Genomic DNA, 20,853 nt, shown 5'->3' on the forward strand with positions numbered 1-20,853 from the left:
GCAGCCACTTGGTGACGATGCCGAGAAAGGTCAAGCCTCCGCAATACAAACCCCGGGAACCGGGCGATCCATCCTGCGTGAGCTACGGGATCAGCGATGCGTCATCGCAAACATGTAAAATCCAAAACAGAGGACCCGGCGGCGGCCGGACTCATCCAGGGCGACAAGGACCTTCACCACCCCGGGTCGACCGGACGGCGGCCAGGGAGCAGGACATGTCGACCTCAGCGCTCTGACCTGCGCGTTCGCTGATCCGACTATCCGCGAGAACCGCTGCCGCGCCGGACCTGGTCGCGCCGCAGGGGCCCGTGTGCTGTTCTGGAAACAGCCGCAGGAAGGCACGCCGATGCTTCGCAGCCGGATTTCCGCCTTCATACCCGCCCGGTCGACCGCCCCGACCGGAGCCGACGGGGGGTTGCTGCCCACGCGGGATCTCGCGGCCGCCTGGATGCTCGTCGTCCTGATCGCGGTGCCCGCCTGGGTGCTGACGGTCGGACAGGCCCGGGACATGGGCGTCGAGCCCGGCACGATGGGGATGGCGCTGCCCCTGTTCCTGCTGCTCTGGGTGACGATGATGGCGGCCATGATGCTGCCGTCCATGGCGCCGGTGGCCATCACCTGGGTACGCGGGATCGGCCGGCAGTCCTCCGGCTGGACCCGGACCGCCCGCACTGTCGAGTTCGTGGGCGGATACCTGCTCGTTTGGACCGCCGTCGGACTGCTCGCCTATGCGGCCCTGGCCCTCACCGGCGGCATGGTGGACGGCCATCCCACCGCCGGACGCTGGATCGGTGCGGTCGCCTTCCTGCTCGCCGGTCTGTACCAGCTCGGTCCCCTCAAGAACGTATGCCTGCGGCACTGCCGCGACCCGCTGAGTCATTTGGTGCGTTACGCCGGCTTCCGGCGACCGGCCCGCGACCTGCGGGTGGGCGTCCACCACGGCGCGTACTGCGTCGGCTGCTGTGCCGGGCTGATGGTCGTCTTCATACCGCTCGGCGTGATGAACCTGGCCGCGATGGCCGGACTGGCCTTGGTGATCTTCGTAGAGAAGCTGTGGTCCCGGGGCGTCCTCCTCAGCGGTGTCGTGGGCGTCGCCTTCCTCGTCCTGGCAGTGCTCGCACCGTTCCAGGACTGGATGCTGCCGGGGCTGGAGGGCTCGATGCCATCTATGGACGGCATGTGATCCTCTGCGCACGTGGTGATTCCTTCGGCAGCGGTGCGTCAGGGCTCGGCGCCGTCGTCCACCGTGGACGTCGGCCGGTTCCCCTCCCGGGACATGAGGTGCAAGCTGGAAGGGAGACCGTCCTCCGATCCCGGGAACGGGCTCGGGACACGCGGTCTCGCCACTCTGAGTGAGCTTCTCGGAGCTCGGCTGGAGGAAGCGAGATGACACAGCAGGCCACCACCGGGACGCGCTGGCATCTGGCCGGCGACTGGTTCGACGTGTGCAAGTGCGCGATTCCGTGCCCGTGCACGTTCGCACAGCCCCCGACCTACGGCGACTGCGAAGGCGTACTGGTCTGGCACATCCAGGAAGGCAACTTCGGGGACGTGCGGCTCGACGACCTCAATGTCCTGATGCTCGGGTCGTTCGAGGGCAACCCGTGGGCCGGCACGCATAGCGAACCGTACGCCGCGGTCTTCCTGGACGAGCGTGCCGACGATCAGCAGCGAGCCGCGCTCGGGACTGTCTTCGGCGGTGAAGCGGGCGGGTGGCCGGCGGAGTTCGGGGCGATGTTCCACCCCGAGATGCGGGGCATGGACGTCGCCCCGATCCACGTGGAGATCGACGAGGATCTCGCCACGTGGCGAGCCGAGATCCCGGGCCGTGTCACGGCGGCCGCCGAGGCGCTCACCGGCCCGACCACCCCGGACGGCGCACGCGTCCAGGTCCTCAACCCCCCGGGCTCCGAGGTGGGGCCGGGCCAGGTCGCCACGTGGGGGCGGGCAACCGTCGACCGCGCCGATGCGTTCGGCTTCTCCTGGGAACGCACCGGGAAGTCGAGCAAGCACTTCCCCTTCGACTGGAGCGGCCCTGACTGAAGAGCCCGTCGGCCCCACCCGGCCGCGTAGGCGCGCAGCCCCAGGCCTGCTTGCCGCCCGGGCCGCCGACGTGCGGTCCGGACTGCGGCTGTACGACGGACAATACGGCGCCGACAGCAGGTCCGGTTCCGCCCGAATTTCCATACAGCGTGAAATAAAGAGCCGACGGGCGGATGGGCGGCTTCGACACACCAAGGAAGGAGTGCCCTGCTGCAACGTCCTGCGTAGGCAGCGAGGCACAGCGGGCGGTGAGTACGCCCGGTGAGGAAAGTGGCGATCCACTTCAGGCGCGAACCCGGTGCGGTGGCGTAGTCGGCGCACCGCTGCCCCGAGAGCCGCAGCTCCGCCCTGGCCCAACGAGCGGCATCCGCCGCGGTGGGTCTACAGCTCGAACCAGGGGCGTTCGCCATACGGAACGGGACGGCGCCCCAGCGGAGGGCGAGGGCAGCGACCAGGGTCAGGCCGTGCCCACCCTCATCCTCATCCCTCATCCCCCGCGCGGACCAGGGTGGGCGGGCCGCGCGAGCCGTCGGTGACGGCGACCCGGACGTCCACGTCGGACGGCATACACCGACGGGAGGAAGCGGACGGGAGGTCCGCCGGGGCGGTCTCCCTCGGTCAGACACCCTCCGAGACGTCGTCACCCAGGGTGCCGGTGAGATAGTGCTGCACGACCGGACCGATCAAGCGGACGACCTGTTCCCGGGGCATGTCGGCGATGCGGTCGATGGCCCATACGTAGCGCGTCATGGCCAGACCCACTATCTGCGTGGCGATCAGGTCCGAGCGCAGCCCGGCCTCGTGGTCGGGAAGGCTCGCCGACACGGTCGGCAGGACAAGAGCGGAGAAGACGGCACGGAGGCGCTCCATGGCGAAGGGCTCATGGCTTGCGACAAGGATGATCGAGCGCAGGATCTCAGAGGTGGCCGGATCGTCCCACATGGACAGCATTGCCTCCACAAAGGCCCGTCCACGCTCCTCCAGCGGAGCCTTGGCGGTGGCCTCCGCAATACCCTCCCCGAAGGCTTCCGGCGGCTCCAGTGCCGCCTTCAGCAGTCCCATCTTGTTGGAGAAGTAGTAGTTCACCAAGGTGGGATCCACGGCGGCGGCCTGCGCCACGGCCCGCAACGAGGTCCCGCTGTAGCCCCGTTCGGCGAAGGATTTACGCGCCGCCGCCAGGATGCGATCCGCCTGCGCGCCACGTTCCCCCCGGGGGCCCCTTCCTGCTCGTGCCGTCATGTCGAGCCATCCCTTTGCCGGTTCCCCACTCGCCCGATTGGCCGCGACTAAGTTTCACCCCGTACTGAAACTTGTTTCAGCTTACCGTGAAATTGAGTCCACCGGCTGCCGCACCATGGCTGCACGCAGCCATCCGAACACCGACCGCAGGACGCTGGGCAGCACCGTCTCCAGGACAACAAAGACAGGTGGCTCCGAACGCCCCAATCGAACCGGACGGGCACGTCGACGAGACCTCACCAGAGGCGTGGCCCAGCCGCGAGTTCTGAGGAGCCAGTCGGGTGCAACCGGTGCGCCGACGTGTGGAACACCATGGCGAGCCTGTTTGCCCCGAAACACCCGTGTCTATGGATTGGGGTGCTAATTCGGTCGATGCCTTGCTGTCCGAGTCACGGCCCCAGAAGTCGTCCGCCCCGCGCCGAGAACAACAAACGATCACTGCCCCAGGCCTTCCGAAGGAGCCCAACACGATGCCCAGACGTTCAAGACGGCGTGTCGCCCTGGCCGCCGCCACCGCAGCCCTGATTGCGGCCGCTCCGATGGTGCTTGCCGAGCCGGCCTACGCACAGTACCCACCAGCCCCCCCGACGCTGAGCGATGACACCGTGGCCCCCGGTGATGAGCTCACCTTCTCCGCGACGGGCTTCGAGTCGAATGAGGATGTCGTCGTCAGCCTGGTTCCCGGAGGTGCTGCCGCCACCACCCGTAGTGGCGCGGCCACGGCCGCACTCAGGACATCGCCGTCGTCCGTGCTGCCCATCGTGTCGCCCACAGGAGACCGAGGCGGAGACGGTGGCGGACACGGTGGAACCGTGTACCTGGGCACCTTCACCGCCGACGGCACCGGCGCTGTGAGCGGCACGGTCACCATCCCGGAGCGCACTCGTCCCGGCGACTACCTCTTCACGCTCGAGGGACAGGAATCCGGAATTACACTGTCCGCGCCGCTGACCGTTACCGGCGACGGGGACGGTCCCGGCGACCACCACGGACGTCCCGGCCATGGGCATCACCACGGATGGCCCGGCCACGGGGGCGACCACGGGCGCCCCGGCAGTGACAACGACCCCTCGGAGCTTGCGAAGACCGGCTCCTCGGACGCAACGGTGGCGCTGCTCAGTGCGGCAGGCGCGATGGTGCTTCTCGGTGGCGGGTCACTCGTGATCGTCCGGCGGCGGCGCAGTCACGCTGAGCGCGGCTGAGAGGCCGACGGATGCCGTGGACGACCCGCAAAATCCGGGACAGCGCGGTTGTGTCCCACTTCACCGGCCTGGTGCGGCGGAATCACCGCCGCACCAGGCCGCTGATGTGGGCAACGGCAGCCACACTCCTCGCCGGATCGTGCTGGCTGGTCGTCACCGGCCTGTACGCACGTAGCGAGCTGCTCGCGGCCCGCGGCGATCTGGAAACGCTGCGGAACACGGTGACGGCGCCCGCCTCGTCGGTCTCCACGACGAAGGACGCCACGGGCCGCCGGGCGCGCACCGAAGCGGCGGCCCGGTCCGCCGCGGCGCATGCGGACCGCGCGCACCAGCTCACCACAGGACCCGCCTGGTCCGTCGCCGCGCACCTGCCGGGGCTCGGCGGCACTGTCGAGACCGTCCGCGGTACTGCCAAGGCCGTCGACCGGCTGACCGGCGAGGTTCTGCCTGCCGTCGTACAGACCGCCGGCAACCTCGCCGGCGTTGCAGGCGCGGGCGGCGGCCACCTGGACCTCTCCGAACTGCGCAGGGCCGCCCCGGCTCTTGAGCAGGTCTCACGCCAGGTGGCAGTGACGCGTACGGAGACCCGCAAGCTGCCCAGCCAGACCTGGCTGCCCGCCCTGGATCGGGTCCGGGACGAACTCGTCGGCCGGCTGGACCGGATGGCGCCCGCTGTGGAGGACGCCGCCACCGGCGCCCGCCTCCTGCCTCTGATGCTGGGGGACGACCGTCCACGGCGTTACCTGGTGGTGTTCCAGAACCCCGCAGAGGCGCGTGGAACCGGCGGAATGCCTGGTGCTCATGCCCTGATGACAGCCGACAAGGGCGCGCTGGCCCTGACGCACTTCGGACACGACGCCGAGATGGTGAGCACCCACCCCAAGGTGGATCTCGGTGCCGAGTTCGCCGCCATGTACGGACGCTACGACGCGGTGAGCACCTGGCCCAACTCCAATATGAGTCCGCACTTCCCCTACGCCGCGCGTATCTGGTCGGCGGCCTGGCTCGACAAGAGCGGCGAGCGGGTGGACGGCGTCATTTCCCTGGATCCGAGTGCGCTGGCCCGGCTGCTCGCGGGTGCCGGGCCGACGCGCACGACCGACGGCACCGTCGTCTCCGCCGACAACGTGGTGGATCTCAGCGAGCGCACCAACTACATGAGGTATGCGGACCCGCTCAAGCGCAAGGCTTTCCTGCTCGACATGGCCCGCGCCGCTGCCGGGCAGTTGCTGGCCGCCGCCGAAGATCCCCAGCGGCGGCCGGCGCTCCTTCTTGGGCTGTACGAGGTGCTGGGCAATGGGCAGTTGAACGTCTGGAGCGCCCATGGTGACGAGCAGCGGGAGCTGGAGTCACGCCCGGTCGGCGGCTCCTTGCCGCTGAACCCGGAGCCCTACGCAGGGTTGGTGCTCAACAATGCCGCCGGCACCAAGCTGGACTACTACCTCGACCGCTCCCTGGACTGGCGTCCCGGTCGATGCACCGCTGCCGGCCGCGAGATCACGGTCAAGGCAGTACTCGCCAACCATGCACCGTCCTCAGGGCTTCCCACGTACGTCACCGAACGCATGGACAAGCCCCTTTATGCAACGCACAAGGGTGACAATCGCCTGCTCGTCTCCTACTACGCGACCGCAGGGGCGAATCTGATCAAGGCGACCATTGACGGGCACAACACCCTCATGTCACCGGGCATTGAGCGAGGGCATCCGGTGTACACGCTCGACGTCGAGGTACCTGCAGGCGGCAGCCGCACGGTGATGCTGCACCTGCTGGAACCCCCGTCCGAGGCCGCGCCCACCGTGCTGCACCAGCGACTGCCGCGCCCGCTGCAAGTGACTGTGCACCCCTCCCCGGGCTGCAGCGGCGCCTGACGGGACCCCACGGGTCAGCCCAGCACTGCTGCGGTGATCCCTTCCACTGCTTCCGCGATCCGGGCGGCGCACGCCCTTGCTTCTTCCTCGGGCGCGCCATAGGGGTCGTCCAGGTCGTCGTCCCACGATCCCCCGCAGCTTGCTCCCCGCCGGGCCGCGGCTCCCCTGGTCAGGGCCGTGGCCCGCTCGACCGGATCGGTCAGACCGGCCGCGTCGTCCACGTGCAGCAGCCGTGCGAACTCCCGCAAGGTGAAGGCGCGTCCGAGTCCATGCACCGGGGAGAGCCGGACGGCCGCCTCGCGGTGCTCCGTCGCGGCGCCCAGCACCAGTTCCGCTTCGCTGACGAGTGGCGCGGTGAGCCGTCGGGCGGCGGCCCCGGTTGGATCCCCGCCCATCTCGGTGAGCAGACAGGCTGCGGCCGGGTCCATCGGAGCGCCGTTCACCGCGATGGTTCCGGCGCTGGACACCCGGAACCTTCCCCGGGCCGAGGCGAGCCGGAAGGCCAGCAGACGCTCAGCCAGGGGTGAGCGATGCAGGTTTCCGGTGCAGACGACGAGCACATGGAACGGTTCACGCACGGCGGAGCACCGCGAACATGGTGTGCCCGTACTCGCCCCGGGACGCGAAGCGGCCTTCGGCGGCCAGGCGTGCATGACGACGTTCCGGCATCCGCAAGCGGGCGGTGGCACGGCCCGTCCATTGCGCCACCCGTGGACCAGTCACCGGACGCAGCGCCGTCCGGACGGATCGTTGGCGCGATGCCCTGGCGTGAGACAGAGAAGGCGGCTGGTACTCGACCAGGACAAGCTCCATGCCCAGGACTTCGGCCACGGCGGTGAACTGCCGGGGACTCCATCGGGACAGGTGGTGCGGTGGGCAGTCATTCGGTTCCAGACCCCGGCGGAACCGCTCACGGTTCGGCACGGAAAGGAGGATCTCACCGTCCGGCACCACGATCGCCGCCAGCGCCGACAGAAAGCCGCGTACGTCCGCCACATGTTCCAGCACCTGGAAAGCGCAGACAACATCCGCCCGGGCCGGACGGACCAGAGCGTCGGCGCGGACGTCGTCCTCGCTCACCTTGATGCCGGCCGCACGCAGCAGGTCCGCGGCGCGAGGGTTCTTCTCGAGCGCCTCGACGGAACTGCACCGGGGAAGTACGGAGCGCAGGAACGCTCCTTCGCCCGAGCCCACTTCGACCACTCGCGCACCGTTCGCGATGCGCTGCGCGGCTCGGTCGAACTCCCAACGCCATGTCTCGTATGTGATCCCGCCGGTGAAGAGCTGGGTGTAGAAGGCAGCGTCGCCTTCGAGCGCGGGGTCGAACCATTCCAGCTCGCAACGCCCGCAGCGGCGCAGGGCGACGGGTCCGTTCCCGTAGTGGGCGATCACATCGTCCGAAAACGAGGTGGCCCACTGCTCCGCGTATGCCCCCCAGACATCGGAGAGATGGATGTGAGACAGCGTCAGGAAGGATGACGAGCCGCAAAGAGGGCAGGGATTCGGCGAAGAATCCAGCACCGGAAAATCCTTTCAGGAGGCGTGTCTACGTATGTCGTTCCCGAAATCGACGGGCCGCACCATGCCGGAGCCCGTACATGAATGCCAGAGGAACGGCCAGCCCCATGACGCACACCGCCAGATACTTGCTCCACGTCGTGGGTGTGAGGTGGGGACTGTGCACGACGGCCACGGCAGCGATGGCGGCGAGCCACACATGGATCCGCATCATGGCTCTGGCCGGAGAGAGAGGGAGGTAGAGCACCACCAGGATGAGCAGCACGCATTCGAGCAGGGAACGCTGCCGGTAGAAGGCTCCGCCGAAGGTCGCGAGATATGCGGCGGCATAGGCGGAGGCCCCCATCACCGCGGCACGGCCGACACCCGCAGTGTCCGCCCAGGCCCTGCGCAATGCGGTGGGGCCGAGGAAGAGTGAGGCGATCCAGATGATGGTACCCAGATAGAGCCAACGTTCGGGGACCGCGGTCTCCGGCCCGAACTCCCAGGGGAACGGCCCGAGCAGCAAGGTCACCAGATACTGGGGATGATGGAGCAGGTTCTGGGAGCCGTATCCCCCGCTGAAGCCGAGACGGGTCCCGTCGTGGACCTGCAGGCTGTCCACAATGCCGACGAGCGTCATTAGACGAGGAAGAACGAAGAGGGCGGCGGCCCCGACGACGACAAGGAAACCGGCCAGGTACTCGCGGCGAAATCTCACCCGGGCGAGCAGGGCGACCGCGAGGAAGAGGGCCGCCGCGGGCCTCAGGTACAGACATGCGTAGATGCTCAGCATTGTGCCGACACAGGCGATCGAGAAGCGCGCCCGGGTCTGTACGAGCAGGGACCACAGGACGATGCTGGTGGTCAGCCCGTCCTTCAGGCCCCAGGCATCCCACAACAACAGGGACGGACTTGCCCCCACCATCAGTCCGGCGGCGACGGCGCGCTTACGCCCCCGCCCGGATGTGAGAGCCAGTCCGTACGCGGCGACGGCGCCGGTGGCCGCGAGAAGAGCCAGTACCGTCTTGGCGGCCAGCCACCCACCCCCGGTCAGCAGCCTGCACAGCGCCATGATCGCCGGGTAGCCCCACACCTCGGAGCCGACGAGTCCCGAGACATTGCTCGCCTCCATGGGGCTCCCGCTGCGCAAGGCCGCGGCAATCATGTCGCTTGCCGTTCTGTAGCCCCGAGCATCGGGGAAGAGGGCCTCGCCGTTGGTATGCGAGTGCACGACGAAAACAACACAGACGTGGAGAACCGCCGCTGCTGTGAACAGCGCCAGAGCCGCCCAGAGGGAACTTCGCGGGGTGTCGGTCGGGAAAGGATGAGGGCCGACCGGTTTCCTGAGCACGGTCGATGCGCGCATGGTCAACCGGCCTCTTTCGATCTGTGTTACTTCGTTCCACGGACGACATAGAGCCCGCGAATGCGTTCGATCTCGAATTCGCTCAGGCGAAGATCCCTGCACCAGCGCTCAAGTCGGCGGCGCGGCTGGGGCCGCTCGAATTGAGGCGAGAGCCAGTCGAAGGTGTCCAGGATCGACCAGGTCCGCAAGGTTTCGGTGTCGGTCAACCCGAGGTGGCGGTGATTGGCGACGGGAACCAGCCGGGCCAAGTAGTCACCCACCCGTGGAACTGCACTGAGACGCATGGAAACCGGCAGCAGTCGTGGCGTCAAGGATTGGACAGCGCTGTAGAGCTTGTCGGGAGGAATTCGCTTGGTGACGGGCCGCAACAGCTGCCGTAGATGCGGATAGGCGACGATCGCCGCGTACACGTCGATACAGAACTTTCCCCCGGGACGCAGGTAACCCAAAATCGTCTTGAAGGTCCGCTCGACGTCAGGCGTGTGCTGGACGACCCCGAGGCAGACGAGGTAGTCGAACGACTCATCCACCAGGGGAAGATCGTAAATGCTGGCCTGAAGCAGCCGCAGATTGGCGAATCGGCCATTGGACGTGGCGTTGGCGTCCACCGCGTTGGAGATGTCGAAGGAGGTGACGGCTGCCCCGGTCTCGCAGAGCACCTCGGTGAAGCGTCCGGCGCCGCTTCCGCATTCAAGAACTTCACTGCCCTGAAGTTCATCAGCGGTCCAGCCGCTCTCCCGCAGGAGGCGATCTCTGGATACGGGAATCCCCACATACGAGTCGAGCTGGGTAAGCCGATGCACATTCCATTGATAGCCGAACGATTTCCCGTAGTTGTCCTCGGGAACGAACCGCGGGATCCCGTCACGCACCGGATAGTCCCGCCTGCACCTTTCACAGGTCAGTGTGGTATCTCCATGAAGCCGCGCACGGCAGTTCGGACACCGAAGTGTTCCGAACCAGGAACCGTCTCGATTCTTCTCCGCGAGGCCATCGGCCAATCTCCTGTGCATGGATCACAAGCTAACTGATCGTTCGCTTTGCGACCGGCAAGCACTCGCGTGTCGTGTTCTTGCCGCATATTACGACGAGTTAGGCATGCAACCGACTCCTGAGATCGGCCCATTGGCACGGTACGTGTCGGAAGACGTCACCGGTTCAGAGCACGCCGCGATGTTTCCCGAAGCGAGTGGCAGGCATTGCACGGCACGCCGGACGAAATGCCTGGAAATATATGGTATGTATCTCGGGGCCTCGGCGGTCAGCCCGCGAGGCAGTGCACTGGCGGCGGGCGCCCGCGATGTTGGCGGACCAGTCATCCGACGGTGCAACACATGGAGAGCGTTTATGTGCGGTGTAGCTGGAATCGTGTCCACCAGCCCTCCCGATCCCCAACAGGTGCGCGCGATGTGCCGCCTCATCACCCATCGGGGGCCGGACGGAGAGGGCTACCACTCCGACGCCAACGCAGCGCTGGGGATGCGGCGACTCGCCATCATCGACGTGGTCGGCGGAGACCAGCCCGTATACAACGAGGACCGCACCGTCGCGGCGGTCTTCAACGGAGAGATCTACAACTTCGTGGAGCTGCGCGAGCAACTGGTCGCGCGCGGGCACCGATTCGCCACCGACGGCGACACCGAGGTGCTTGTCCACCTGTACGAGGAACACGGCGAGGACCTCGTCACGCATCTGCGCGGGATGTTCGCGTTCGCGATCTGGGACATGGCACGGCGTCGGCTGCTGCTCGCACGGGACCGGGTGGGCAAGAAGCCGCTCTACTACCGGCAGTCCGGGACCTCACTGGCGTTCGCGTCGGAGCTGAAGGCTCTGATGGCCGATGCGGGAGTGTCCCGTGAAGTGGACCCGGTGGCTCTGCATCACTATCTGACCTACCAGTACGTACCGGCACCCTGGTCGATCTACCGCGGAGTCTCGAAGCTGCCCCCCGGGCACCTGCTGGTCTGGCAGGACGGGGAGGTGAGCGTGCGGCGTTACTGGAAGCTGGACTTCACACCACGGCCGGTGGGCTCCGAGCGGGAGGCGGCAGAGCGGGCAAGGGAGTTGCTGCTGGATGCGACGCGGGTCCGGATGGTCAGCGAGCGACCGCTGGGGGCGTTCCTGTCCGGCGGCATCGACTCCTCCGCTGTCGTCGCCGCCATGGCCCGGCTCAGCGACCGGCCCGTGAAGACGTTCTGCATCGGATTCGACGACCAGCGCTTCGACGAGCGGGAATACGCGGCGACCGTGGCCCGCCGCTATGGAACCGACCACCACGAGTTCGTGGTGGCGGGTGCGTCCGCGCTGGAGGTTCTGCCCACGGTGACGCGGCATTTCGACGAACCGTTCGCCGACTCCTCGGCCATCCCCTCCTTCTTCGTCGCAGAACTGAGCCGCCAGCACGTGACGGTGGTGCTCAACGGCGACGGGGGCGACGAAAGCTTCGGAGGTTACCGACGCTACGCGTACATGAACAGAGTGGGGCGGAGGCAAGCCCCCCCTCGGCTGCAGGGCTTGCTGAACCGCGTCGGCTCGGCACTGGCGGAGTCCGGCACCGCGCCCCGGTTGCGCAGGGTCGGACGGGGGCTGCAGCTGCTGGGGGAGAGGCCACAGCATCGTTACGCCAGCCTCATGTCCTACTTCACCAACGAGAGCAAGGACGCTCTCTACACGAAGGCGATGCACGAGCAGCTGGCCCACGTCGACAGCTATGACCTGATCGGGGAGGTGTTCGACACGTCCCGTTCGGACGAGGACGTCAACCGGTTGATGGACGTCGACGTCAACACCTACCTGCCGGGCGACCTGCTCGTGAAGGTGGACATCACCACGATGGCTCACTCGCTGGAAGCCCGATCTCCCTTCCTTGACCACCATCTGATGGAGTGGGCCGCGGGGCTTCCCGGCCGGTGGAAGGTCGACGGCCAGGTGACCAAGGCGCTGCTGAAGAAGGCGATGGCTCCTTGGCTGCCGTCCGAGCTGATCACCCGGCCCAAGGCCGGCTTCGGGGTGCCGCTGGCGGACTGGCTTCGCTGCGAGCTGCGACCGCTGGCTTTCGATCTGCTCACCGACCACACCGCGCGCTCTCGTGGCCTGTTCCGGCCGGAGGTCGTACGAGGGCTGCTGCAGGACCACGACGAGGGGCGCGACCGCTCCACGCGGCTGTGGTCACTGCTGCAGTTCGAGCTGTGGCACCGCACATGCGGCGAGACCTCGTGCGACACCGCAACTGCCGCTCCCGAACCCGCCGCCCAGGGACACTGTGGCTGACACCGCGCGACAGGTGCTCGGCATACTGGGCAGCCGCGCCGCATGCCTGGCGCTCTCCTTGTTCACCAGCGCAGTCATCGCCCGGTCGCTGGAGCCGGAGGGCCGCGGTGTCTACTACATGGCGGTCACGATCGCCACCACCGCCACCATGCTGGGACACCTGTCCGGGGAGCAGGCGCAGAGCGCCTTGTGGCCCGACGCCGAGCGCCGGGAGGCGCTCGCGGGCAACAGTGTGCCCCTCGCTCTCGCGCTCGGCACGCTCAGCGGACTGGCGGGGACCGCCTTCGTGGCCGTGGTCGGCCCGGAAACCCTGCACCTGCCGGGGCAGTACCTGGTGACGTTGGCCTGCCTGAGCGTGCCGCTCGGCATCGCGTCGAACTACGCCGGGAACATCGTATTGCTGCGGGGGCGAGTGGATGTGGCGAACCGGTCGATGCTGGCCGGTGCGCTCGTCCAGTGCGCCGCGGTGGCCGCCCTGGCGGCCGGCGGGCGGTTGAGCGTCCCGACCGCGGTGATCGTCTGGGTCGCCGGCGCAGGTGTCCCGCTGCTGGTGTTCGCCGCCGCGGGGGCAGCCGCTGGACGCCGACGGGACCTGAAGCTGGCGCGCACGACCGTCACCACCGGCGTCCGGTACCACCTCGGACCCGCCTCGGTCTATCTACTGATGAACGCCGACATCTACCTGCTCAGCGCACTCGCCGGCGCGCGGGAGCTGGGCATCTACTCGCTGGCTGTAGGCCTCGCCGGGTACAGCCGCATGCTGGCGGACGTGGTCTCCCAAGTGATGCTCAAACGCCAGTTCAACTCCAGCGACACCGAATCCGCCGACGTGACCGCGCGGATCACCCGGTACGCGGTCCTGCTGGCGATGGGCTCGGCGCTGGTGCTGACGGTGGCCGCACCGTTACTGGTCTCCGCCGTGTACGGGGCGGCGTACGCCGATGCCGTACCGCTCGTGATGCTGCTGGCGCCCGGCGTGATGGCCCTGGGTGCGAGCCGGCTGCCGAGCACCTATCTGCTGCGGTCGCGCTGTGCGCGGACGGTCGTCGTACCGTCCGTGATCGCTCTGGTGGTCAACCTGGCACTGAACCTGCTGCTGATTCCCGTGTGGGGCGCTGCGGGCTGCGCACTGGCATCCTCGCTGGCATACGTACTGCTGGCTGCCCTTCAGCTGCGACTGTTCACCAGGAAGACCGGCATCCAGGCCCGGAAGCTGCTTCCCACGGCCCCGGATCTGCTCGCACTTCTCGCCTCCGCGCGTCGCTGCATTCCGGTCAAGCAGGCCGCCGCCTGACTGCCGCCCCGACACCCGCCTCCGCCCCTCGGGGGCCCTGCGGCCCATCACCCGGACGACGGCGCGTCGCGATGGAACCGAGAACAAATGCGACTGAGAGCCTGGATCAGGAAGGAAGCACCCAGTGCGTGCGGAACTGCTGGCTGGACGGAGCTGTGATCAGTGACTGGATGCCGCGACACGAAGGCCGTGGAGACCGCCGGGACCGGCTCGACCGATCCAGAGCTGTCCCGAGTGTGTCTGATGATCGGTCAATTGGGGCTTGGCGGTGCTGAGAAGCAGATCGTGATACTGGCCCGGGGCCTGGTCGCCCGCGGCATTGAGACCACATTGTTTCTCCTGTCCAACCGGGGGCCGCGCGAGGAAGAACTGGCCGGTTCCGGAGTGACGATCATCAGCCTGGGCTATCGGGGAATCACCCGGCCATGGGTGGATCTCCGGCGCGCCCTCAACGACACCGCTGCCGGCCTGCGGGCGTTCGTCCGGCTCGTGGCACACCTGCGACGCGCACGACCGCAGGTCCTGCACGCCTATTTGTTCCACTGCTACATCGCGGCAGCTCCCGCGGCCCGCCTGGCGCGTGTTCCCGTGTGCGTGGCCGGGCGGCGCAGTCTCGGCACGTTCAAGGAAGGGCGCCGCGTGCAGCTGGCCGTGGAGCGGGTGGCAACCGGTATGACCCACCTCGTCGTGGCGAATGCTCATGCCGTCGCCGAGGACGCCATGCGCCAGGAAGGCCTGCCGCGAGACAAGATCGCCGTCATTCACAACGGCATGGAGGAGCGGGATTTCCGGGCGGTCTCACCGGCTCACCTGACCACGGATCTGCCTGTGGTGCTGTGCGTTGCCAACCTGCGTACGTACAAGGGCCACCAGTACCTGCTGGACGCCGTCTCCCGCTTGGGGCAGCGTAAGCAGCCCTGCACCCTCGTGTTGATCGGGGAGGGTCCGCAGCGACCTGATCTGGAACAACAGGCAGAGCGACTGGGCATCGATGCACGCTTTCTGGGCCATCGCACTGATGTGGCCGCATTCCTCGCCCGCGCGGACGTCGTCGTGCTGCCCTCCCTCCAGGAGGGCTTGAGCAACGCGGTCATGGAGGCCATGGCGGCCGGCCGGCCGGTGGTGGCCACCGCAGTCGGCGGAACTCCTGAACTGCTGTGCGACCGTGGGGTGCTGGTACCACCGGCTGACGCCGAAGCTCTGGCGGAGGGCCTGCACTGGATGCTCACGGACCACGCTGCCTCCGCGCGACTGGGGAAGGCCGCCCGGGAGTGGGCCCTTGAGCACCTGAGTGCGGACACCATGGTGGAACGGCACGTCAGCCTCTACCGAAGGCTGCTGGAGCGCGGATGACCCCTCCGCCGGGAACGGCGGCGCCGCCCGCGCTGGGCGGTTGGGAACCCAGCGCGGGCGGCGGCCCGGTTCGTGAGGACGGTCAGGCGGCAGCTGTCACACTGCGAGCGGCGGACGGCGTCTGCGCGTCGTCGTGATCGGCGATCGAGGCGAAAACATACTCGTTGCAGCCCAGGCCCCCTCTGCAGGTCTTCAGATGACGAAGCTCCATCCCATGGCGGCGCCCCACACGGAACACCTCTTCCGGAGCCGCGACTTCGAACGGGTAGCCTCCGACCCAGTCGATGAGGTCGTACCGGGCGGACATCCCGCGTTGGCGGCGGGGCTGACCGCCGGCGGGACGTCGCCCCGCGACCGACTTCAGCAGATCGACCGCTTGTGGGGCAGTACGCAGGTACAGCCCGCTCCCTGCGACCAGCAAGCGCCGCGTCAGCGGGCCGGAGGAGTTGTACGTGCGCTTGACGCCCCTCCACGCCCGGCTTCGCAGACCCTGATCGTTGTAGATCGACACGTAGAGCAACCCGCCGGGGGAAACCAGTCGGCAGGCGGTGTCCAGCGCCTCCCACAGGGCGCCCGTGTGATGCAGCACTCCCCAGGAGTAGACGATGTCGAACTGTCCGAGGCGGGAGACCAGAGAGGAATCGAGCACCGAACCCTGCTCGATCCGCCAGTCGTTGCCGGGCGCATACCGTTCGCGCAGCTGCTGGGTGGTCGCCACGGCGTCGGGGTCGTAGTCGAAGGAGTGCACCTTCGCACCGAGTTGAAGCGCGGCCAGCGAGAAAAGCCCGCTGCCGCAGCCGATGTCCAAGAACGTGCGCCCTGAAAGATCGTCGGTACCCAAGGCCGTCACGAGCGACTCCCGGGCGGTGGCAATACGGTCGTCGTCGACCAGCCGGCTGAACTTCTGCCAATTCTGGCCGAAGGCGAAGCGCTTACCCTGCTCCACCTCGCTGGTGCAGTCGGTCACCTCAAGGTCTCCTTCCTTCTGGGGGCATGTACCGCAGGCGCCGGCGCCACCCCTCGTGCTCGACCCGACGAGAAACACGCGTACTGACGCGGTATATCAGAAGCCGGCCGAGACGGGTGTCGACGCTGCGGTGGCGGATACGAGAATCGACCGAATAGCTGGCTTCGGCGAACTCCCTGGCCGTCGAAATATTTCCGAGAGGGGTTGCGCAAAGCGACAGAAACACAATTCGCGCCCTTGCCGGATACTGGAGTGCACTCGGCTTAATATCGGGCACATGTCGACCACCACGCACCGAAGCACGGGTTCCGGCATTCAACGTCTGCGCGTGATGAGAGTCATCACGCGAATGAATATCGGTGGTCCGGCAGTTCAGGTCTCGACCCTCATGCGAGGGCTGGATCCCGACCGATTCGATCACCTTCTGATCACCGGTCAGGTGGCTTCCGGTGAGGCGGACTATCTGGATCAGCGAGCGGCCGACCTGCCGGTCCATCGGCTCCAATGGCTGGGACGGGCCGTGCGGCCCACCGACGACGTGCGCTGCGTCGTCGAACTCGCCAGAGCCATGCGCCGGTTCCGGCCCCATATCGTCCACACGCACACAGCGAAAGCGGGCGCCCTCGGTCGGGCGGCTGCCGTCATGGCGCGTGTCCCCTCACGGGTGCACACCTTTCACGGCCATCTCCTGCACGGTTATTTCTCCCCGGCGAAGACCCGCGCCATGGTGCGGGCCGAGCGCTCGCTGGCAGCCTTCACCGATCGCCTGGTCGCCGTCGGCAGCCGGGTACGGGACGACCTGCTCGCCGCCGGCATCGGAAAGGCGAAGCAGTACACGGTCGTTCCGCCCGGAACCAGGCTCGCGAGCGCACCAGAGCCTTCGGAAGCCCGGCGACTGCTCGGTCTCCCCCAGGACTGCCCCGTGGTCGCCTACGTGGGACGAATCACCGGAATCAAGCGGCCCGATCGCTTCCTCGATGTGGCCCGCGAAGTACGCCGCGCCGTTCCCGCAACGCACTTCGTGATGTGCGGAGAAGGCGACTTCGAACCTGATCCGGAGGCGGTTGCCGATCTCGGTGACTCGCTCCACCGGCTGGGCTGGCGCGCGGATGTGGAGACCGTCTACGCCGCCGCCGACCTGGTATTGCTCACCTCGGACAACGAAGGCATGCCCGTCAGTCTGATCGAGGCCGGCCTGGCGGGGCTGCCTGCGGTGGCCACGAACGTCGGCAGCGTCGCGGAGGTCGTACAGGACGGTACGACGGGGCTCCTGGCACGGCCGTCGTCCGCCGAACTCGCCCGCCACACGGTGACGCTTCTGCGCGACGGACAACTGCGCCAGGACATGGGCGCACGAGCCCGAACGTTCGCAGCCGAGCGCTTCGGCGAGGAACGTCTGGTGGCCGACACGCAGGCTCTCTACACCTCCATCGCGGTCGCCCGCCACTGGTGGACCGCATCCCCGTTCGAAAGGTCAGCACTGTGAACGTCCTAGTCACCGGAGGTGCCGGATTCATCGGTGCCAACCTCTGCCGAGAGCTCGCGTCACGTCCGAACGTGAACAAGGTCATCGCTCTGGATGACCTGAGCACAGGTTTCGCAGCCAACCTGGCGGGCGTCGACGCGGAGCTGATCGTGGGCAGCATTCTCGACCCCGATCTCCTCGACGACATCGTGTCGGGAGTGGACGCTGTCGTCCACCTCGCGGCCCGCCCGTCCGTACCCCGGTCTCTGGCGGACCCCCTCGCCAGTCACAACGTCAACGCGAACGGGACGGTGTACGTCCTCGAGGCATGCCGGCAGCATCGCGTCCCCGTGGTCGCCGCCTCGTCCTCCTCGGTCTACGGAGCCGTCCCCGTGCTTCCCAAGCACGAGGAACTGCCGACCCGGCCCATGAGCCCCTACGCCGCGAGCAAGCTCGCCACCGAGTCGTACGTCCTCGCCTACGGTGCCTCATTCGGCCTGCCGGTCCTGGCGTTCCGGTTCTTCAATGTGTACGGGCCGTTGCAGTCGGCGGGTCACGCCTATGCCGCCGTCGTACCGGCCTTCATCGACGCCCTTCTGCGCGGCACGCCCGTGCGGATCTTCGGCGACGGGCTGCAGACGCGGGACTTCACCTACATCGGAACCGTCGTCAGGGTGCTGGCCGACGCCGTGCTGCGCAAGGTCACCTGCCCCGGTCCGGTCAACCTGGCCTTCGGTACCCGGGTGCCCGTCGTCGACCTGACCCGGCAGCTCGCGGACATCATCGGGTCACCGGCCGACATCCGGCACGAGGCGGCGAGGCCTGGAGACGTCCGCCACTCCCAGGCCTCGGGCGATCTCCTGCGCGAACTCTTCCCGGATGTGGCTCAAGTGCCGCTGGAGCAGGGGCTGGCCGAGACCGTGCGCTGGTTCCGTACCCTGCCCGAGTACCAGGCTCCGGTACCTGCCGAGCGCCTCACGGTGGAAGTGGGCTGAGCACAGAGTTGAGGGGAGCCCCCGCGGCGCGCCGCGGGGGCTCCCCTCAACTCTGTCAGCGCGCTCTACGTGTACACGGGGACTCTCAGCAGCAGACCCCACGCCAGGGCAGTCACCGCGGTCACCACCACTACGGCGGCCAGCACGGCACTCTGCGGGAACACTCTGAACATGACGAGAACCGATGTCAGGCACGACATGGCCGCGAAACCGCCGATGACAACAGTCACCTGACGGACGGTCAGTCCGAGGCTGCGCAGCCGGTGGGCGATGTGATCCCTACCGCCCTGCAGCAGCGGTCTGCCTTCCCTGCGGCGGGCGACCATGACCAGGCCGGTGTCCGCGGTGACGACCAGCGTGATGAGCAAGAGGCTGGTGTACCCGGAGAGGGCCGCTGTGTCCCTGTGCAGGGTCACCGTGGCGGAGGACACCAGAAAGCCCACGAAGAGCGAGCCCGCGTCACCGAGAAAGATCCGCGCGGGATGCCAATTGTGGAAGAGGAAGCCCGCGCTGGCTCCGGCGAGGGCAGCCATGACCGGGGCGATGCCGGCCAGCCCGACGGAGAGGGCGGCACAGCACAGGAATCCCGCGGTGACAGCGGTCACGGTGGACACCACCCCGTCCATGTTGTCCAGCAGGTTGAACGCGTTGGTGGTGAAGAGGATCCACCCGATCGCGATCACCACGTCGAACCATGAACCGAAGAGAACGGGATGGCCGCACCACAGCACCACCGCAAGGGCTGCCACCGCCTCGACACACAGACGCAGTCGAATGCTGAGCGGACGCAGGTCGTCGCGGAGTCCCAGCAGGGCGATGAGCGAGGCGCTTGCCAGCAGGACGACGACCCTGGAGTCCGTGCCCTTCACGGCGAGTGCCGCAGCACTCGCCGAGCCGACGGTGGCGATCGCCACGGCGATGCCGCCGAGATAGGGAGTGGGATGGACATGGGCTTTGCGTGCGCTCGGCTGGTCGGTGTAGCCGCGCCGCAGGGCCAGGCGTCGCATGGGCTCCGTCAGCAGGGCGGCGATCAGGAGTGCCCCCACACCTGCCCCCGCCGACACCAGCCACGGACTCAGACCGGACATGGACCCACCAGCGCCGTCCGGCTCTTGGGGTCGCCTGGTGGTCCTCCCTTCGCCGAGCTGTCGGCGGCAGTCCCGAGTGCCTGCCTCCTCACGTCGCTCCGGGCGTCTTCGACGGCGTCGTCCAGGACGTCCTCGAGGTTCCGTTGCGGCTTCCAGCCGGTGAAGTTCCTGAGTTTCGTGGTGTCGGGGACCCGGCGTTCCATGTCCTCGAACTCCGGTCCGTAGACCTCGCTGTACGAGAGCCGGTGCACCGGCGAACTGCTCTTGGCGCAGGCGATGATTCGCCGTGCCAGCTCCAGAACGCTGATCTCCTCGTCGCTCCCGATGTTGAAGGTCTCACCCACCGCATCCGGACGGTCGATCAGCGACAAGAGCGCTTGGACCACATCTGCGACATGGAGGAAGCAGCGGCTCTGCTGTCCGGTGCCGTAGACGGTGATCGGTTCTCCCCGCACTGCCTGACGGGCGAACCTCGGGATGACCATGCCGTAGGCGGGACTCTGCCGAGGGCCGACGGTGTTGAAGAACCGCACGATGGTGGACCGCAGTCCGTATTCCCTGCGGTAGAGCTCGGCAAGGATCTCATCGACCGCTTTGGCGGTGCTGTAGGACCATCGCGGGACGGAAGTGCTGCCCAGGACGCGGTCGGACGTCTCGCTCAGCGGCCCGGACGAGTTCTTGCCGTAGATCTCCGACGTGCTGGCAACGATGACTCTTCGGTCATGCCGGTGAGCGGAACTGAGGACCGTCTCAGTGCCCTTGGTGTTGATGGTGAAGGAATTCAGTGGCTGTTCCACGATGAGTTTCACACCGACAGCCGCCGCCAGATGCACCACGACATCACATTCACTGACCAACTTGTCGACGAGCGAGGTGTCCAGTACGGAGCCGTGGACGAACTGGAAGTGACCCTGCTCGCGCGCTCGTGCAAGGTTCGCCGGGCTTCCCGTACTGAGGTCGTCGAGTGCGACGACCGGCTCACCGTGCGCCAGAAGTGCATCGACGAGATGGGAGCCGATGAAGCCGGCTCCTCCGGTGACCAGGTATTTCGGACGTTCCATCACGCCGTCACTCCATGTCTGCGGGCGGGCGGTGCCGGGGGCAAGTGCCGGGCAAAGCACGGCAACCATAGCCAGGGGTGACGCAAAAAGAATGAATTGAATCCCGCAATTAGCCCGTTCGCGCTCCGTGGCTTCCCGC

Annotated in this window: 17 protein-coding genes and 1 pseudogene; 9 read left to right on the forward strand and 9 right to left on the reverse strand. The window is 67.5% G+C overall.

The window, feature by feature from the left end; translation table 11 throughout:
• Positions 1–346: 346 nt before the first annotated feature.
• Both FBY35_RS04860 and FBY35_RS04865 read left to right on the forward strand, forming a co-directional pair.
• Complete coding sequence (locus FBY35_RS04860; RefSeq protein WP_142214908.1) at positions 347–1,183, forward strand: DUF2182 domain-containing protein; 837 nt, start codon at positions 347–349, stop codon at positions 1,181–1,183.
• 203 nt (positions 1,184–1,386) lie between these two features.
• Positions 1,387–2,043 (forward strand): DUF1326 domain-containing protein, encoded by a 657-nt coding sequence (locus FBY35_RS04865; protein ID WP_142212592.1) that lies wholly within the window; start codon positions 1,387–1,389, stop codon positions 2,041–2,043.
• Between the two features lie 618 nt (positions 2,044–2,661).
• Here the strand turns inward: FBY35_RS04865 and FBY35_RS04870 are convergent.
• Positions 2,662–3,282, reverse strand: coding sequence for a TetR/AcrR family transcriptional regulator (locus FBY35_RS04870; RefSeq protein WP_142212593.1), 621 nt, complete (start codon positions 3,280–3,282; stop codon positions 2,662–2,664).
• Positions 3,283–3,752: 470 nt separating this feature from the next.
• Here FBY35_RS04870 and FBY35_RS04875 point away from each other — a divergent pair, with 470 nt between their 5' ends.
• Positions 3,753–4,484 carry an LPXTG cell wall anchor domain-containing protein gene (locus FBY35_RS04875; RefSeq protein WP_160159224.1) on the forward strand — a complete coding sequence of 244 codons (732 nt, stop codon included), beginning with the start codon at positions 3,753–3,755 and terminating at the stop codon, positions 4,482–4,484.
• A gap of 11 nt (positions 4,485–4,495) precedes the next feature.
• A complete protein-coding gene (locus tag FBY35_RS04880; RefSeq protein WP_142212595.1) occupies positions 4,496–6,355 on the forward strand; it encodes a DUF4012 domain-containing protein in 1,860 nt (619 codons plus the stop codon).
• 14 nt (positions 6,356–6,369) lie between these two features.
• On the opposite strand, the gene FBY35_RS04885 is transcribed toward FBY35_RS04880, so the two are convergent.
• From FBY35_RS04885 to FBY35_RS37945, 5 genes and pseudogenes are all read right to left on the reverse strand, one after another.
• Entirely contained in the window at positions 6,370–6,933 is a 564-nt protein-coding gene (locus FBY35_RS04885) for a low molecular weight phosphatase family protein (RefSeq protein WP_142212596.1), read from the reverse strand.
• Positions 6,926–7,876: a bifunctional 2-polyprenyl-6-hydroxyphenol methylase/3-demethylubiquinol 3-O-methyltransferase UbiG gene (locus FBY35_RS04890; RefSeq protein WP_142212597.1), complete on the reverse strand. Its 951-nt coding sequence runs from the start codon at positions 7,874–7,876 to the stop codon at positions 6,926–6,928. Before FBY35_RS04890 ends, FBY35_RS04885 begins: the two co-directional genes overlap by 8 nt.
• 25 nt (positions 7,877–7,901) lie before the next feature.
• Positions 7,902–8,987, reverse strand: coding sequence for a hypothetical protein (locus FBY35_RS04895; RefSeq protein ID WP_142212598.1), 1,086 nt, complete (start codon positions 8,985–8,987; stop codon positions 7,902–7,904).
• A 260-nt stretch (positions 8,988–9,247) separates the two neighbouring features.
• A complete protein-coding gene (locus FBY35_RS04900; protein WP_160159225.1) occupies positions 9,248–10,093 on the reverse strand; it encodes a bifunctional 2-polyprenyl-6-hydroxyphenol methylase/3-demethylubiquinol 3-O-methyltransferase UbiG in 846 nt (281 codons plus the stop codon).
• A pseudogene (locus tag FBY35_RS37945) lies at positions 10,094–10,234 on the reverse strand (hypothetical protein); the annotation flags it as partial.
• Between the two features lie 334 nt (positions 10,235–10,568).
• On the opposite strand from FBY35_RS37945, the gene asnB reads away from it, so the two are divergent.
• From asnB to FBY35_RS04915, 3 genes are all read left to right on the forward strand, one after another.
• Positions 10,569–12,491 (forward strand): asparagine synthase (glutamine-hydrolyzing), encoded by a 1,923-nt coding sequence (gene asnB / locus FBY35_RS04905; protein ID WP_313904644.1) that lies wholly within the window; start codon positions 10,569–10,571, stop codon positions 12,489–12,491.
• The gene (locus FBY35_RS04910; RefSeq protein WP_160159227.1) at positions 12,484–13,785 is read left to right on the forward strand and encodes a lipopolysaccharide biosynthesis protein; all 1,302 of its coding nucleotides are present in this window, start codon (positions 12,484–12,486) and stop codon (positions 13,783–13,785) included. Before asnB ends, FBY35_RS04910 begins: the two co-directional genes overlap by 8 nt.
• A gap of 162 nt (positions 13,786–13,947) precedes the next feature.
• Positions 13,948–15,138, forward strand: coding sequence for a glycosyltransferase (locus FBY35_RS04915; protein ID WP_142212602.1), 1,191 nt, complete (start codon positions 13,948–13,950; stop codon positions 15,136–15,138).
• Positions 15,139–15,220: 82 nt separating this feature from the next.
• Here the strand turns inward: FBY35_RS04915 and FBY35_RS04920 are convergent, their stop codons facing one another.
• Positions 15,221–16,105 (reverse strand): bifunctional 2-polyprenyl-6-hydroxyphenol methylase/3-demethylubiquinol 3-O-methyltransferase UbiG, encoded by an 885-nt coding sequence (locus FBY35_RS04920; protein WP_142212603.1) that lies wholly within the window; start codon positions 16,103–16,105, stop codon positions 15,221–15,223.
• Positions 16,106–16,454: 349 nt separating this feature from the next.
• On the opposite strand from FBY35_RS04920, the gene FBY35_RS04925 reads away from it, so the two are divergent.
• On the forward strand, positions 16,455–17,591 hold the full coding sequence (locus FBY35_RS04925; RefSeq protein WP_260848514.1) for a glycosyltransferase: 1,137 nt from the start codon (positions 16,455–16,457) through the stop codon (positions 17,589–17,591).
• On the forward strand, positions 17,588–18,565 hold the full coding sequence (locus tag FBY35_RS04930; RefSeq protein WP_142212605.1) for an NAD-dependent epimerase/dehydratase family protein: 978 nt from the start codon (positions 17,588–17,590) through the stop codon (positions 18,563–18,565). The genes FBY35_RS04925 and FBY35_RS04930 overlap by 4 nt, the downstream gene beginning before the upstream one ends.
• Positions 18,566–18,630: 65 nt before the next feature.
• On the opposite strand, the gene FBY35_RS04935 is transcribed toward FBY35_RS04930, so the two are convergent.
• Positions 18,631–19,653, reverse strand: a complete 1,023-nt coding sequence (locus tag FBY35_RS04935) for an MraY family glycosyltransferase (RefSeq protein ID WP_142212606.1) — start codon at positions 19,651–19,653, stop codon at positions 18,631–18,633.
• The gene (locus tag FBY35_RS04940; RefSeq protein ID WP_142212607.1) at positions 19,641–20,714 is read right to left on the reverse strand and encodes an NAD(P)-dependent oxidoreductase; all 1,074 of its coding nucleotides are present in this window, start codon (positions 20,712–20,714) and stop codon (positions 19,641–19,643) included. Before FBY35_RS04940 ends, FBY35_RS04935 begins: the two co-directional genes overlap by 13 nt.
• Positions 20,715–20,853 lie beyond the last annotated feature (139 nt).

Origin of the sequence: Streptomyces sp. SLBN-118 (assembly GCF_006715635.1) — a bacterium.
Lineage (GTDB): Bacteria > Actinomycetota > Actinomycetes > Streptomycetales > Streptomycetaceae > Streptomyces.

Coding starts and splice junctions, on each gene's coding strand:
- FBY35_RS04860 (WP_142214908.1), top strand. CDS start 347: ATGCTTCGCAGCCGGATTTCCGCCTTCATACCCGCCCGGTCGACCGCC.
- FBY35_RS04865 (WP_142212592.1), top strand. CDS start 1,387: ATGACACAGCAGGCCACCACCGGGACGCGCTGGCATCTGGCCGGCGAC.
- FBY35_RS04870 (WP_142212593.1), bottom strand. CDS start 3,282: ATGACGGCACGAGCAGGAAGGGGCCCCCGGGGGGAACGTGGCGCGCAG.
- FBY35_RS04875 (WP_160159224.1), top strand. CDS start 3,753: ATGCCCAGACGTTCAAGACGGCGTGTCGCCCTGGCCGCCGCCACCGCA.
- FBY35_RS04880 (WP_142212595.1), top strand. CDS start 4,496: ATGCCGTGGACGACCCGCAAAATCCGGGACAGCGCGGTTGTGTCCCAC.
- FBY35_RS04895 (WP_142212598.1), bottom strand. CDS start 8,987: ATGGAGGCGAGCAATGTCTCGGGACTCGTCGGCTCCGAGGTGTGGGGC.
- asnB (WP_313904644.1), top strand. CDS start 10,569: ATGTGCGGTGTAGCTGGAATCGTGTCCACCAGCCCTCCCGATCCCCAA.
- FBY35_RS04925 (WP_260848514.1), top strand. CDS start 16,455: ATGAATATCGGTGGTCCGGCAGTTCAGGTCTCGACCCTCATGCGAGGG.
- FBY35_RS04935 (WP_142212606.1), bottom strand. CDS start 19,653: ATGTCCGGTCTGAGTCCGTGGCTGGTGTCGGCGGGGGCAGGTGTGGGG.
- FBY35_RS04940 (WP_142212607.1), bottom strand. CDS start 20,714: ATGGAACGTCCGAAATACCTGGTCACCGGAGGAGCCGGCTTCATCGGC.